The sequence below is a fragment of the Bacillus sp. FSL W8-0770 genome, assembly GCF_038008705.1.
Lineage (GTDB): Bacteria > Bacillota > Bacilli > Bacillales > Bacillaceae_G > Bacillus_A > Bacillus_A cereus.
The window spans coordinates 4,827,285-4,841,452 of the sequence record NZ_JBBOZR010000001.1; the positions used below are offsets into that span (position 1 = coordinate 4,827,285).

Here is a 14,168-nt window from a genome sequence, read left to right on the forward strand (position 1 = left end):
GATAGCTACTAAGAGCTGTTTTTCAATGTGCAACAACCTTACATAAGTTATTATAACATACGCGCTCCATTTTACAAATGTAAATATCTGTATTACATCTTTTGGCGATCACGGAACGCGCGTGCAATTTCACGTTTAGCTTCTTTCTCTTTTAAATCGTGACGTTTATCGTATTGCTTCTTACCTTTTGCTAAACCAAGTGCCATCTTTGCAAATCCATTTTTTAAATAAATTCTAAGTGGAACTAATGCGTAACCTGTTTCTTTCGCAGCGCCCGCTAGTTTATCAATTTCTTTTTTATGCAGAAGTAATTTTCTCGTACGAAGTGGATCATGGTTGAAACGATTCCCTTGTTCGTACGTATTAATGTGCATATTATGAACCCATACTTCACCATTATGTACACGTGCAAACGCATCTTTCAAGTTTACGCGTCCAGCGCGAATCGACTTAATTTCCGTTCCTTGAAGGACAAGCCCTGCTTCGTATGTTTCTTCGATGAAATAATCATGAAATGCTTTTTTATTCTGTGCAATAACCTTACCTGTACCCTTTGGCATATAACGTCCCTCCTCTATTTTTACTATTGTAACAAATGTTAATAAAAAGCGAAAGTGGCTCACTCAGAATCTTTGGACATTGGAACTCCCGACAGAGAAGCGCTTTTTGCTTCGGCCGAGGGAGTGAAATGGCCAACAGATTCTTGCCACTGTAGCTGGATTCCATTAAAAGCGAAAGTGGCTCGCTCTTAAGCCACGAAGAAAAAAGAAAAGGCCCCGCTTTTCATCAAAGCGAAGCCACTCTTTTCTTACTTACGCTTTTTCTTTTTCTTCTTGAATCCTGGTACATTTTCGAAGAATGCTTTTTTCTTCTTACCGTTACCATCTTTTTTTCCTGGCTGGCTAGCAGAAGCGGATGCGGATGCGGATGCGGATGCGGATGCGGATGCAGATCCTCTTCCTTTTCCTTTACCACCACGGTCAAATTTTCTACCTGTGCCACGTTCACCGCCGCGCTCATTACTGCGCTCGCTACGTCCACCGCGTTTCTTTCTGCCTGTTCTTGGCTGCTCGATAACGACTGGACGATCTTTGAACTTACGGCGAGGTGTGCCTTTCATGCCAACGATTTCAAAGTCGATTGCACGCTCGTCTTTGTTTACATTAATAACGCGAATTGTAATTTCGTCACCGATGCGGAATACGTTTCCTGTACGTTCTCCGATCATAGCGAAATGTTGCTCGTCATAACGGTAGTAATCATCCGTTAAGTAGCTAACGTGTACAAGACCTTCAATTGTATTTGGAAGCTCTACGAATAAACCGAAGTTTGTTACAGAGCTAATCATACCGTCATACTCTTCTCCGATCTTATCAACCATATACTCTGCTTTTTTCATCTCATCTGTTTCACGCTCTGCTTCAACAGCACGGCGTTCCATATTAGAAGAGTGCTCTGCAATCTCAGGTAATTTTTCACGCCATTTTGCTTGCGTTTCGTTGTCGACTTTACCATTAATAATGTATTCACGAATTAATCTATGAACGATTGTATCTGGGTAACGACGAATTGGTGATGTGAAATGTGTGTAGAACTCAGTTGATAAACCGAAATGTCCTAAACTATCCGCATCGTAACGAGCTTGCTTCATAGAACGAAGCATAACTGTTGAAATAACTACTTCTTCTGGCTGTCCTTGAACCATTTCAAGAATTTGTTGCAGCGCACGAGGGTGCACTTCATTCGCACGTCCTTTTACCGCATATCCGAAGTTCGTTACAAACTCGAAGAAACGCTCAAGCTTATCTTCTTTCGGATCTTCATGGACACGGTACATAAACGGTACGTTCATCCAGTGGAAGTGCTCTGCTACTGTTTCATTCGCAACAAGCATAAATTCTTCAATTAACTTCTCTGAAACAGAACGATCACGCATAACAACATCAGTCGGTTTTCCTTCTTCATCCACTAATACTTTCGCTTCTTTAAAGTCAAAGTCAATTGCACCACGGCGCATACGTTTTTCACGTAAAATTTGTGCCAATTGCCCCATCTCTTTAAACATCGGTACGAGCGGCTCATAACGCTTAATTAACTCTTCGTCCTCATCTTCTAAAATGCTTCTTACGTCAGCATACGTCATACGCTCTGTCGTTTTAATAACACTTTGGAAAATCTCGTGTTTAACAACATCACCTAAATTGTTGATTTCCATTTCACAAGATAACGTCAGACGGTCTACTTTCGGATTTAATGAACAAATACCGTTAGATAGACGATGCGGAATCATCGGGATTACACGGTCAACAAGATATACACTCGTCGCTCTTTCCGCTGCTTCAACATCAATTGGAGAGCCTTCTTGAACGTAATGACTTACATCCGCAATGTGAACGCCTAGCTTGTAGTTACCGTTCTCAAGCTTCGTTACTGTAACAGCATCATCTAAGTCTTTCGCATCTGCACCATCAATCGTTACGATCATTTGATCGCGCAGGTCGCGGCGATCTTTTAAATCTTCTTCTGAAATCGTTTCTGGTACACTGTTTGCATGCTCCATCACTTCCTCAGGGAATGCTAAAGGTAAATGATGTTTATGAATGACAGATAAAATATCTACTCCTGGATCATTTTTATGACCTAGAATTTGAATAACTTCACCTTCTGCACTTAAACGATTCTCTGGATAGCTCGTAATTTTCACAACTACTTTATGACCTTCTACAGCGCCCATCGATGCGCTTTTCAAGATAAAGATATCACTCGTCCAGCGCTTATTGTCAGGTATAACGAATCCAAAGTTTTTCGATTCTGTATATGTACCAACTAGTTCTTTCGTTCCACGCTCTAAAATGCGTACAATTGAACCTTCTTGACGCGAACCGCTCGATTGAGAACTAAGGCGTGCTAATACTGTATCGCCATGAAGTGCACCGTTTAATTCTGTAGGCGGGATGAAAAGATCATCGTCTCCCGTTTTCTTCTCGTCTGGTACAACGAATGCAAAACCACGTGCATGTCCAATTAACTTACCGCGTATTAAATTCATCTTTTCAGGAAGACCGTAACGGTTGCTACGAGTACGAATAACAAGTCCCTTTTCTTCCATCGTTACAAGTGCCTTTACGAAATCTTTAAAGCCCTCAGAACCTTCAATCCCAAATGCCTCTTCTAACTCTTGTATCGTTAGCGGTTTATACGCTTCTTCTCTCATAAATAATAACAACTTATCAATATGTTCTTGTATGATTTCTTCCAAGCAAAAATACCTCCTTTAAAACCTTATATTATTTAGTGTATCCGAAAGATAGGGGATGTATAAAGTGAAACTTCAATACTCCCCTTATGATTTTTACAGTTTTCACAAAAAATTCCTTATGAAAAAAAGAGGCAACTAGATCTTACCAATCTAGTTGCTCCAAGAAGTTATATACATCCTCATGTAGCTCGTCACGTTGTTTATCAAGTGTAATGACATGCGTAGAGTCTTCATACCATTTAATGTCTTTTAACGTAGATTCTACACCGTTATAAATAATGTTAGCACTATCTGTATTAATCATTTCATCATGACGTGCTTGTACAACAAATGTTGGTGCATAAATCATATCCACATTGTTACGTACGTCAGCAATTAATTGTTGTAATGCTTTTAATGTATTCATCGGTGTCTTTTGGAATTCCAACATTTCTTGTTCAATTTGTTCAGGTGATTTTTGCTCACGTTTTTTATATTCGCGGGCATATGCCAATATACCTTGGTACATCGTTTCTTCGCTCTTAATATACATCGGTGCACACATTGGTACTACACCTAAAACCGGTACTGTATAACCTAATTTTAAAGAAAATACGCCGCCAAGTGACAATCCAACAACAGCAATTTTCTCAAAACCTTTATCTTTTAAAAGCTGATATGCCTCCGTTACATCTTGCCACCAATCTGTAGGCCCTGTATGAACAAGCTCTTCTGGTGGTACACCGTGCCCTTTATAAATTGGCGCATGACAAGTATAGCCTTTCTTTTCTAAGAAACGCCCTAACATACGTACATCAGCTGAGTTCCCTGTGAATCCATGTAGTAATAAAACAGCGCGGTCTCCACCCTCAAATGTAAATGGTTTCGGAGATGCTAATTTCATCATGTATTTCTCCTCTTTCTCTTCTGTAATCTAGTCGTATTCTTTCTATATCTAGTGTACCATATTTGTATTTCTATAATCTAATTAGAAACATCTTTCAAATAGCAAAACAAAAAAAGAAGAACCATTAGTACCATTCACTAACGCTTCTTCTTTCAATTCTATAAATTGAAGTACGTAACACCAATTGTTAATACAAAGAACAATACAGCTAAAACAATTGTAATACGGTTTAATACCGCTTCAATTCCACGTGCCTTTTGCTTACCAAATAATTGCTCCGCACCGCCTGAAATTGCACCTGAAAGGCCTGAGCTATTACTAGATTGCATAAGTACCATAACAATCATTAAAATCGATACAATAATAAGTAAAACTGATAATAACGTATGCACTTGGCGTACCTCCTACAAAGATTCAGTTATTGTAACTGTAGCATAAATTCTATAGAAAAGCGAGAGCTATAGAGGCGCTCTCGCTTTTCTTCTATTACATAAACATCATCGCAAATAACGGTCCAAGTAAACATGTCAAAATTGCTGTTAATGTCATTGTTACCGATCCAATAACACCTTCATGCTCATTATTTTTCATTGCTCTCATCACGCCCATAATATGAGAAGCACATCCAAATCCGATACCTTTACCAACTGAGTTTGTAACACGGCTCCATTTTAATAAAAGGGGTCCTGTAATCGTTCCAGTAATACCTGCGATAACAACGAAAGCTGCTGTTAAGGAAGGTACACCACCAACTTGTTCAGAAACACTCATCGCAACTGGCATTGTCACCGATTTTGGTAATGACGATAAGATTAAGCTTTTATCTGTTCCCATAAGTGAAGCAATCGCAAAATCACTAGCGATTGCAACTGTTGTACCTACTAATACCCCGCCAGCAATCGGTACAACATATTTTTGCAGAACATGACGTTGTTTATAAAGAGGAATTGCAAATGCTACAACACCGGGTCCAAGTAGCTTTGCAATCCAGCCACCACCACTTTCCATATAATGTTGATATGGTATATCAAGCACGATAAATAGGAAAGCCATTAATCCAGTTGCTACAAGCATTGGAATGGTGAATGGTGTTGGAAATAATTTATAGATTTTTTTAGATAATTGATATAATAGCACCGTAAAAAGAACCCAACCAATTCCGATTAATATTTGGCTCATCGCGACTCTCTTTCCTTCCTATTCGCAAGATATTGTCCTGTATGTCCTGCGACAATAATAATTAAAAATGTACTCGCTACAACTGTAATGAAAAGAGAAATTCCTTTACTCATAAAAAAAGCACCGTAATTCATTAGGCCAAGCGTTGGCGGAATTAATAAAAACGGCATAATAGCAACGAGTGTTTCTGCTCCTAAATCGAACCATTTCACTGGAAGAACTTTTAGGCTAAGTAAAACAAGTAAGAGGAACATTCCAATCAAACTTCCTGGAATCGGAATATTTAACATTTCTTGCACCCAAGTTCCAACCATATAAAACACGTAAAGAGCAGCAATTTGGACAAGAATCTTTGTAAATTTCATGTTCATCATCCCTCATGTTTATACGATCTTCTGTTAATATCTTTATCATAGTATAAATTGTAAAAAGCTGCAATTTATCAACTTGATAGCAAAAACAGCCTATGTTATACGCTTACAACCTTGATATGACTGCATTTCTAAACAGAAATTACGTCAAAAACCTTGACCTAATATAAAAAGTTTTTATTTTCTGAATTTAAAAGACTATTATTTCAATAAAATAATCTTTTTATCCTTAAACTTACATATATATAAAGTGAAACTTTAATCATTGAGATTTTCCTCATCCCCATTAATTATTATCCCTCACCAAGCGGATTTGTACCGGATAAACAAGATAGGTGGTGAACATATGCCCAAAAAAGTTCTCATTTTTTGTGATCCTGGGATTGATGATACGATGGCTCTCCTCTTAGCATTCTTTATCGATGAAATAGAAATCGTCGGTATCGTTGCTGATTACGGCAATGTTCCAAAAAAAATGGCCGTAGAAAATGCTCATTTTTTTAATAACGAAACAAAGAATAGAAATATCAAGATATTCGGTGGTTCAGAACGTCCCCTTACAGGTGCCCCACCTGCGTTTTTTACGGATGTACATGGGAAACAGGGGCTCGGTCCAATTATTCCAAAGGTGAATGTGACTAACGGGGAAATGGAGAATTTTTTTGAAGTCATTCCTCTTATTGAACAGTATAAAGATGAATTAATCATTGTGAGTTTAGGAAGACTTACCTCCCTAGCAATTTTGTTTATCATGTGCAAACAGTTAATGAAACAAATTAAATCTTACTACGTAATGGGCGGTGCCTTTTTACATCCTGGTAATGTTACCCCTATTTCCGAAGCAAACTTTTATGGCGATCCTACTGCCGCTAATATAGTCCTTCAATCCGCAGTTAACATGTACATATACCCATTAAACGTCACTCAATACTCCATCATTACACCAGAAATGGCAGAATACATTGAGGCAAAAGGAAAAGCTCCACTTGTCAAACCGTTATTTGATCATTATTACTACGGATATTATAAAGACGCCCTACCACATTTAAAGGGGAGCCCCTTCCATGACACAATGCCAATACTCGCTTTATTTGATAACTCTATGTTCACGTATCATAAATCACCTATTGTTGTCATGACAGAATCCTCTGCACAAGGAGCAAGCATAGGGGAATTTCGCTCTCTAGTGAACCAGAAGCCATTTATTGATTGGCCGGTTCATCAAATCGCAATTGATTTTGACTATAACCGCTTCTTCAAACATTTCATGTCACTTATGACGGGTGAACAATTTTAGCATAAAAAAACAGACCGTGATTTCTCACGGTCTGTCGTTTATTTCCTACAATTATCGTTTGATGTTATAGAAAGATTTGATACCATCGTAAACAGCGATTTCGCCTAGTTCGTCTTCGATGCGTAATAATTGGTTGTACTTAGCAATACGGTCAGTACGGCTCATAGAACCAGTTTTGATTTGGCCAGCGTTAGTTGCAACTGCGATGTCAGCGATTGTAGCATCTTCAGTTTCACCAGAACGGTGAGATACAACTGCTGTGTAACCAGCACGTTTAGCCATTTCGATAGCTTCGAAAGTCTCAGTTAAAGTACCGATTTGGTTAACTTTAATTAAGATTGAGTTAGAGATACCTTTTTCGATACCTTCAGCAAGTTTTTGAGTGTTAGTTACGAATAAATCGTCACCAACTAATTGTACTTTATCACCGATACGCTCAGTTAATAATTTGTGACCATCCCAGTCGTTTTCGTCTAAACCATCTTCGATAGAGATGATTGGGAAGTCTTTGCAAAGCTCTTCATAGAAATCAACCATTTCTGCAGAAGTTAAGCCAGTACGGCCTTCGCCTGCAAGGTCATATTTACCAGTTTCTTTGTTGTAGAACTCAGAAGAAGCAACGTCCATTCCTAAGAATACGTTCTCGCCAGCTTTGTAACCAGCTTTTTCGATAGCTTCGATGATTACTTCTAAAGCTTCACGGTTAGAACCAAGGTTTGGAGCGAATCCACCTTCGTCACCTACTGCAGTGTTAAGACCTTTGTCATGTAATACAGCTTTAAGTGCATGGAATACTTCAGCACCCATACGGATTGATTCTTTGAATGTTGGAGCACCAACTGGTAAGATCATGAACTCTTGGAAGTCAACGTTGTTATCAGCGTGAGAACCACCGTTGATGATGTTCATCATTGGAGTTGGTAATTGTTTTGCATTGAATCCACCAAGGTAACGGTATAATGGAAGACCTACGAAGTCAGCTGCTGCGTGAGCTACTGCCATAGATACACCAAGGATAGCGTTAGCACCTAGTTTACCTTTGTTTGGAGTGCCATCTAATTCGATCATAGCACGGTCGATACCAGCTTGGTCAGTTACATCGAAACCAGCGATTTCTGGAGCGATAATTTCGTTAACGTTGTTTACTGCGTTAACAACACCTTTACCAAGGTAACGAGATTTGTCACCGTCACGTAATTCTACTGCTTCGTGCTCACCAGTAGATGCACCACTTGGTACGATAGCGCGTCCGAAAGCGCCGCTTTCTGTGTAAACTTCTACTTCTACAGTTGGGTTACCACGAGAGTCAAGGACTTCGCGAGCATAAACATCAATAATTGTTGACATAATAAATTCTCTCCTTTTTATATAAGCAAATTATTTAATAATTGTTTTACCTGTCATTTCTTTCGGTTGTTCCACATTTAAAAGTGTAAGCATTGTTGGAGCGATATCTCCTAAAATACCACCTTCACGAAGCTCTACATCATTTTTTGTAACGATGAAAGGAACCGGGTTAGTTGTATGAGCTGTCATAGGACCGCCATCAGCAGTTAACTCCTGATCAGCATTACCATGGTCAGCAGTAATAAGTGCTACACCATCTTTTGCAAGAATCGCTTCTACAACTTTTCCTAAACATTCGTCAGTTGCTTCTACTGCTTTAATTGTTGGTTCCATCATCCCAGAATGGCCAACCATATCACAGTTCGCAAAGTTAAGAATGATAACATCATGTTTATCATTTTCGATTTCATTTACTAAAGCGTCCGTTACTTCGTAAATGCTCATTTCAGGTTTCAAGTCATACGTTGCAACCTTCGGTGAGTTAATTAAGATACGCTCTTCTCCTGGGAATTCAGCCTCACGACCACCGCTAAAGAAGAATGTAACGTGCGGATACTTTTCAGTTTCCGCGATGCGAAGTTGCTTTAATCCCGCTTGCGCAACAACTTCACCTAAAGTGTTATCAAGGTTCATTGGCTTGAATGCCACGTAACCATCTACAGTTTCACTGAAGTGTGTCATACATACGAATTCTGGAATGTGAGGTACTTTTTCACCACGATCGAACTCACGGAAGTCTTCGTTTGTAAATACACGAGCAATTTGAATTGCACGGTCTGGACGGAAGTTATAGAAGATAACTGCATCATCATCATTGATTGTTGCAACTGGCGTGTTATCTTCGTTAACAATTACAGACGGCAATACGAATTCATCATAGATACCGTTCGCATAAGAGTCTTCTACACACTCTTCTGCTGATTTATAAGTAGGGCCTTCACCATTCACCATAGCACTGTAACATTTTTCTACGCGATCCCAACGCTTGTCACGGTCCATAGAGTAATAACGACCAGAGATAGTCGCGAATTGTCCTACTCCTGTTTCTTTAATTACTTCATTCGTTGCATCGATATAACCTTTTGCTGTTTGTGGTCCAACATCGCGGCCGTCTAAGAAGGCATGGATATAAACTTTCTCCACGCCTTCTTTTGCTGCTAGGCGAAGAAGAGCAAACATATGGTTCATGTGACTGTGCACACCACCGTCAGAAAGTAAACCGAATAAATGAAGTGCAGTACCTTTTTCTTTTACACTTTTAATTGCATTTTGGAAAGTTTCGTTCTTATCGAACTCACCTTCACGAATTGCAACGTTAACGCGTGTTAAGCTTTGATATACTACGCGGCCAGCACCGATATTTAAGTGACCAACCTCAGAGTTACCCATTTGACCTTCTGGAAGACCTACCGCCTCACCACAAGCTGTAAGCGTTGTGTGAGGGAATTTGTTCCAGTAACCATCAAAATTAGGTTTCTTAGCTTGTGCTACAGCATTCCCGTAAGTTTCTTCACGAAGTCCGAAACCGTCAAGAATGATTAAAGCTGTTGGCTTTCTCATTTTACCGCCCCCAGAAGACCTAAGAACGAAGCAGGCTCTAAGCTAGCACCGCCAACTAAAGCGCCGTCGATGTCAGATTGTGCCATATACTCTTTAATGTTTTCTGGTTTTACGCTACCGCCGTATTGGATACGAACAGCTTCTGCAGCTTCTGGAGAAACAGCTTCTGCAACAACTTTACGGATGTGCGCACATACTTCGTTTGCATCTGCAGAAGAAGAAGATTTACCTGTACCGATAGCCCAGATTGGCTCATAAGCGATAACAGTTGCTTTAACTTGCTCTTCTGTTAAACCTGCAAGTGCTTTTGTCACTTGACCTGCTACTAGATCAAATGTTTTTCCGCTTTCGCGCTCTTCTAAAGTCTCACCACAACATACGATTGGTGTTAAACCATGTTCAAATGCTGCGATAGTCTTTTTGTTTACTGACTCATCTGTTTCAGCAAACATTTCACGACGCTCAGAGTGGCCAAGTACTACATAGCCAACTTTTAAGTCGCTAAGTGCTACTGGGCTAATTTCGCCAGTGAATGCACCATTTTTTTCGAAGTGCATGTTTTGTGCACCTACTTGTAAGTCAGTTCCTTCAGTTGCTGCTACAAGGCGCTCTAAGAATAGAGCTGGAGAGCAAACTACTGCATCAACAGCTGAAGCTGCTGGGATTTGACCTTTAACTTCCTCTACGAAGCTAACTGCTTCAGATAGAGTTTTATTCATTTTCCAGTTACCTGCGATAATTGGTTTACGCATGCTTTGCACCGTCCTTTTTCTTTGGCTGCTACTTATTTGTCGTTAAGACAAACTACACCTGGAAGCTCTTTACCTTCCATGAATTCTAATGACGCACCGCCGCCAGTAGAAATGTGGCTCATTTTATCAGCCATACCGAATTTTTCAACAGCTGCTGCAGAGTCACCACCGCCGATAACAGAGTATGTATCTTCTGCATCTGCTAATGCTTGTCCTACTGCTTTTGTACCTTCTGCGAATGGAGTCATTTCGAATACACCCATTGGTCCATTCCATACAACAAGCTTAGAATTTTTAATTACATCTGCATAAATTTCACGTGTTTTAGGACCGATGTCCACGCCTTCCCAGTTAGAAGGGATAGAGTCGATACCAACGATTTTAGTTGTTGCAGTTTCAGAGAATTCCTCAGTGATTACAACATCAACTGGCATGTAGAAGTTTACGCCTTTTTCTTTTGCAAGTTGCATAAATTCTTTAGCTAGTTCGATCTTGTCGTCTTCACATAGAGATAGACCAATTTCATGACCTAAAGCTTTAACGAATGTGTAAGCAAGTCCACCACCGATGATTAAGTTATCTACTTTGTCTAATAGATGACGAATTACACCGATTTTATCTTTTACTTTCGCACCACCGATGATAGCTGTAAATGGACGTTCTGGGTTAGAAAGTGCTTTACCAAGTACATCTAACTCTTTTTCCATTAATAGACCAGATACTGCTGGTAGGTAGTCTGCGATACCTGCTGTAGAAGCGTGAGCACGGTGAGCTGCACCGAATGCATCGTTTACGAAGATGTCAGCAAGTGCTGCAAATTCTTTCGCAAGTTCTGCATCGTTCTTTTCTTCGCCCGCATAGAAACGTACGTTTTCAAGAACTAATACGTCGCCTTCGTTCATTGCTGCAACCATTTCTTGTGCAACTGGTCCGAATGCTTCGTCCGCTTTTTTAACGTCTTTACCAAGAAGCTCGCCTAAACGTGCTGCTACTGGAGTTAAACGCATTTCTTCTACTACTTGACCTTTTGGACGGCCTAAGTGACTTGCTAAAATAACTTTCGCACCTTGCTCTACTAAATATTGAATTGTAGGAAGAGCTGCACGGATACGAGTTTCATCTGTAATTTTGCCTTCTTTCATAGGTACGTTGAAATCAACGCGGCAAAATACACGCTTACCTTTTAAATCTACGTCACGAATTGATTTTTTGTTCATTGGATTTCCCTCCGACTACTAGTTAGGATTGACAAAACCCACTCAAAAGCTTAACACATTTGCTTTTAAAACGAAAGAAGAGAGAGAGGGAACAAACCCTCTCCCTCGTTTTGTCATTGATAACTTATATAATTAAGAATTAAAGACCTTTTGAAGTCATGTAAGCTGCTAGGTCTACTACGCGATTAGAGTAACCAGTTTCGTTATCGTACCAAGAAAGTACTTTAACCATGTTACCTTCCATTACCATTGTAGATAATGCATCGATTGTAGAAGAAGCTGTACATCCGTTATAGTCGATAGATACTAATGGCTCTTCGCTGTATCCAAGGATACCTTTTAATTCGCCTTCAGCTGCTGCTTTGAATGCTGCATTTACTTCTTCAACTGTTACTTCTTTGTCAAGTTCAACAACTAAGTCAACTAGAGAAACGTTAGCAGTTGGAACACGTACAGCGCCACCGTTTAATTTACCTTTAAGTTCTGGTAATACTAATGCTACAGCTTTAGCTGCACCAGTAGATGTTGGGATCATGTTTTCAGCTGCTGCACGAGCACGACGTAAATCTTTGTGTGGTAAGTCTAAGATTTGTTGGTCGTTAGTGTAAGAGTGAATTGTTGTCATCATTCCGCGTTTTACGCCGAATTTTTCGTTTAATACTTTAGCGAATGGAGCTAGACAGTTTGTAGTACAAGAAGCGTTAGATACTACGTTGTGGTTAGCTGCATCGTATTGTTCGTGGTTAACACCCATAACTACAGTGATATCTTCGTCAGAAGCTGGAGCTGAGATGATAACTTTCTTAACTGATCCACCTAAGTGTTTCTCAGCATCTGATTTTTTAGTGAAACGGCCAGTAGATTCTACTACTACTTCTACTCCGTAGTCGCTCCATGGTAATTGAGCTGGGTCACGCTCAGCGATAACTTTAATTTCTTTACCGTTAACAACGATGCTGTTTTCGTTAGCAGATACTTCTGCATTTAAAGTTCCGTGAACTGTGTCATATTTTAAAAGGTGAGCTAATGTTTTAGCATCTGTTAAGTCGTTGATTGCTACTACTTCTACCTCAGAGTTGTTAAGAGCTGCGCGGAATACGTTACGTCCGATACGTCCAAATCCATTAATACCAATTTTAGTCATTTGAATTTCCTCCTTGGGGGATTATATTAAAGGGTAAAACCCTTTGTTAACTGTTTTGCTGCACCTTCATCTGTAATTAGAATTGAAGTGTGCCCTTGTTTAATTACAGCCTGTATTGCTTTTGCCTTTGAAGAACCTCCAGCGACTGCAACAACATGAGATACATTTTGTAAGTCCTCTAGTTGCATACCAACTGTTCTTACTTTATGAACAACATTTCCTTCTTCATTAAAGTAGTAACCGAAAGCTTCGCCAACTGCTTCGCTTGCCTGAATCTTTAACCAATCTGCTTCTGAAGTACTTCTGCGACGTGCCATTGTTAACGCATCACCTATTCCATGAATGACGATATTGGAAGATCGAATCAACTCAAGAACTTCTTTCACGGAAGGCTCTGTCACAATAGACGCATATGCTTCGCTACTAACATGGTCTGGAACATACAATAAGCGATAATTACTCATCGTATTTTGCGCCATCTTGGCACAAATGGTATTGGCTTCTAATTCAACACCTTCTCCAATTCCACCACGTGCTGGGACAAACAGCATATGTAAATCTTTGCAATCAAGTTGCATCATGTCCGCAGCAGCAGCTAGTGTAGTTCCTCCAGCCACAGCAACGATATTATTCGCTGTCAGACGGTCTTTTATACAAGTCACACAAGCACGGCCCATCTCCAGTTTGACCCAAGGTGATTCATCACTATCACCAGGGACAACGAAAACTTCATCCAAGTCTAATGTTTCCTTAAGTTGCTTTTCTAAAACCTTTAACCCGGAAATTTCTTTCATAAAGTCTTCCAAAGCAAGAACTAAAGCTGTTCCTTCTTCTGTCAAAGTCATTCCAGAAGAAGCGACGTGAACTAAGTTTTGTTCTTTCAAAACTTGAACTTCACTTCGCAATACTCGTTCTGTCATACCGAGACTTGCTGATAAGTTTCTTCTTCCAATCGGCTGCATGAGCCTAATGTATTGAAGAATTTGCATTCTCGTTTGCATAACAGGTAGCAGATCAGGTAATAATTTTTTTGTGTTCTGAATCCATGAGCGCATATCTTTTCTCCTCACTACATCGGTTCATTTTCCCTCGTGGTCACTTTACGTCCCGTAGTGACATTTTGTGTCCCACATAGGTTAAAAAAATAATCCCTGCT

General features: G+C 39.8%; 13 protein-coding genes. 1 reads left to right on the forward strand and 12 read right to left on the reverse strand.

Annotated elements, in window-relative coordinates; genetic code table 11:
* Window positions 1-92 precede the first annotated feature (92 nt).
* From smpB to NST27_RS25015, 6 genes are all read right to left on the reverse strand, one after another.
* Window positions 93-560: an SsrA-binding protein gene (gene smpB, locus NST27_RS24990; RefSeq protein ID WP_001123919.1), complete on the reverse strand. Its 468-nt coding sequence runs from the start codon at window positions 558-560 to the stop codon at window positions 93-95.
* Between the two features lie 248 nt (window positions 561-808).
* Window positions 809-3,259: a ribonuclease R gene (rnr, locus tag NST27_RS24995; protein WP_061661784.1), complete on the reverse strand. Its 2,451-nt coding sequence runs from the start codon at window positions 3,257-3,259 to the stop codon at window positions 809-811.
* Between the two features lie 142 nt (window positions 3,260-3,401).
* Window positions 3,402-4,142, reverse strand: coding sequence for a carboxylesterase (estA, locus tag NST27_RS25000; RefSeq protein ID WP_000761986.1), 741 nt, complete (start codon window positions 4,140-4,142; stop codon window positions 3,402-3,404).
* A 161-nt stretch (window positions 4,143-4,303) separates the two neighbouring features.
* The gene (gene secG, locus NST27_RS25005) at window positions 4,304-4,537 is read right to left on the reverse strand and encodes a preprotein translocase subunit SecG (RefSeq protein ID WP_000557264.1); all 234 of its coding nucleotides are present in this window, start codon (window positions 4,535-4,537) and stop codon (window positions 4,304-4,306) included.
* 94 nt (window positions 4,538-4,631) lie between these two features.
* Window positions 4,632-5,324, reverse strand: coding sequence for an LrgB family protein (locus NST27_RS25010; RefSeq protein ID WP_000078304.1), 693 nt, complete (start codon window positions 5,322-5,324; stop codon window positions 4,632-4,634).
* Complete coding sequence (locus NST27_RS25015; RefSeq protein WP_000673222.1) at window positions 5,321-5,689, reverse strand: CidA/LrgA family holin-like protein; 369 nt, start codon at window positions 5,687-5,689, stop codon at window positions 5,321-5,323. Before NST27_RS25015 ends, NST27_RS25010 begins: the two co-directional genes overlap by 4 nt.
* 352 nt (window positions 5,690-6,041) lie before the next feature.
* On the opposite strand from NST27_RS25015, the gene NST27_RS25020 reads away from it, so the two are divergent.
* On the forward strand, window positions 6,042-6,992 hold the full coding sequence (locus NST27_RS25020) for a nucleoside hydrolase (RefSeq protein ID WP_001125050.1): 951 nt from the start codon (window positions 6,042-6,044) through the stop codon (window positions 6,990-6,992).
* Between the two features lie 51 nt (window positions 6,993-7,043).
* Here NST27_RS25020 and eno read toward each other — a convergent pair whose 3' ends face one another.
* The 6 genes from eno to cggR all read right to left on the reverse strand — a co-directional run bounded on the left by eno (window position 7,044) and on the right by cggR (window position 14,067).
* Window positions 7,044-8,339, reverse strand: a complete 1,296-nt coding sequence (eno, locus tag NST27_RS25025) for a phosphopyruvate hydratase (protein WP_000103951.1) — start codon at window positions 8,337-8,339, stop codon at window positions 7,044-7,046.
* Window positions 8,340-8,369: 30 nt separating this feature from the next.
* Window positions 8,370-9,899, reverse strand: a complete 1,530-nt coding sequence (gene gpmI, locus NST27_RS25030; protein WP_001231158.1) for a 2,3-bisphosphoglycerate-independent phosphoglycerate mutase — start codon at window positions 9,897-9,899, stop codon at window positions 8,370-8,372.
* Window positions 9,896-10,651 carry a triose-phosphate isomerase gene (gene tpiA, locus NST27_RS25035; protein ID WP_001231038.1) on the reverse strand — a complete coding sequence of 252 codons (756 nt, stop codon included), beginning with the start codon at window positions 10,649-10,651 and terminating at the stop codon, window positions 9,896-9,898. Before tpiA ends, gpmI begins: the two co-directional genes overlap by 4 nt.
* A gap of 32 nt (window positions 10,652-10,683) precedes the next feature.
* Entirely contained in the window at window positions 10,684-11,868 is a 1,185-nt protein-coding gene (locus tag NST27_RS25040; protein ID WP_001036350.1) for a phosphoglycerate kinase, read from the reverse strand.
* A 139-nt stretch (window positions 11,869-12,007) separates the two neighbouring features.
* Window positions 12,008-13,012, reverse strand: coding sequence for a type I glyceraldehyde-3-phosphate dehydrogenase (gene gap / locus NST27_RS25045; RefSeq protein ID WP_000161236.1), 1,005 nt, complete (start codon window positions 13,010-13,012; stop codon window positions 12,008-12,010).
* A 26-nt stretch (window positions 13,013-13,038) separates the two neighbouring features.
* Entirely contained in the window at window positions 13,039-14,067 is a 1,029-nt protein-coding gene (gene cggR, locus NST27_RS25050) for a gapA transcriptional regulator CggR (protein ID WP_001258185.1), read from the reverse strand.
* Window positions 14,068-14,168 lie beyond the last annotated feature (101 nt).

Bases quoted from the DNA above. Each gene is read 5' to 3' on its own strand.
- eno (WP_000103951.1), bottom strand. From the start codon at position 8,339: ATGTCAACAATTATTGATGTTTATGCTCGCGAAGTCCTTGACTCTCGT.
- cggR (WP_001258185.1), bottom strand. From the start codon at position 14,067: ATGCGCTCATGGATTCAGAACACAAAAAAATTATTACCTGATCTGCTA.
- gap (WP_000161236.1), bottom strand. From the start codon at position 13,012: ATGACTAAAATTGGTATTAATGGATTTGGACGTATCGGACGTAACGTA.
- gpmI (WP_001231158.1), bottom strand. From the start codon at position 9,899: ATGAGAAAGCCAACAGCTTTAATCATTCTTGACGGTTTCGGACTTCGT.
- tpiA (WP_001231038.1), bottom strand. From the start codon at position 10,651: ATGCGTAAACCAATTATCGCAGGTAACTGGAAAATGAATAAAACTCTA.
- NST27_RS25015 (WP_000673222.1), bottom strand. From the start codon at position 5,689: ATGAAATTTACAAAGATTCTTGTCCAAATTGCTGCTCTTTACGTGTTT.
- NST27_RS25040 (WP_001036350.1), bottom strand. From the start codon at position 11,868: ATGAACAAAAAATCAATTCGTGACGTAGATTTAAAAGGTAAGCGTGTA.
- smpB (WP_001123919.1), bottom strand. From the start codon at position 560: ATGCCAAAGGGTACAGGTAAGGTTATTGCACAGAATAAAAAAGCATTT.
- estA (WP_000761986.1), bottom strand. From the start codon at position 4,142: ATGAAATTAGCATCTCCGAAACCATTTACATTTGAGGGTGGAGACCGC.
- NST27_RS25020 (WP_001125050.1), top strand. From the start codon at position 6,042: ATGCCCAAAAAAGTTCTCATTTTTTGTGATCCTGGGATTGATGATACG.
- NST27_RS25010 (WP_000078304.1), bottom strand. From the start codon at position 5,324: ATGAGCCAAATATTAATCGGAATTGGTTGGGTTCTTTTTACGGTGCTA.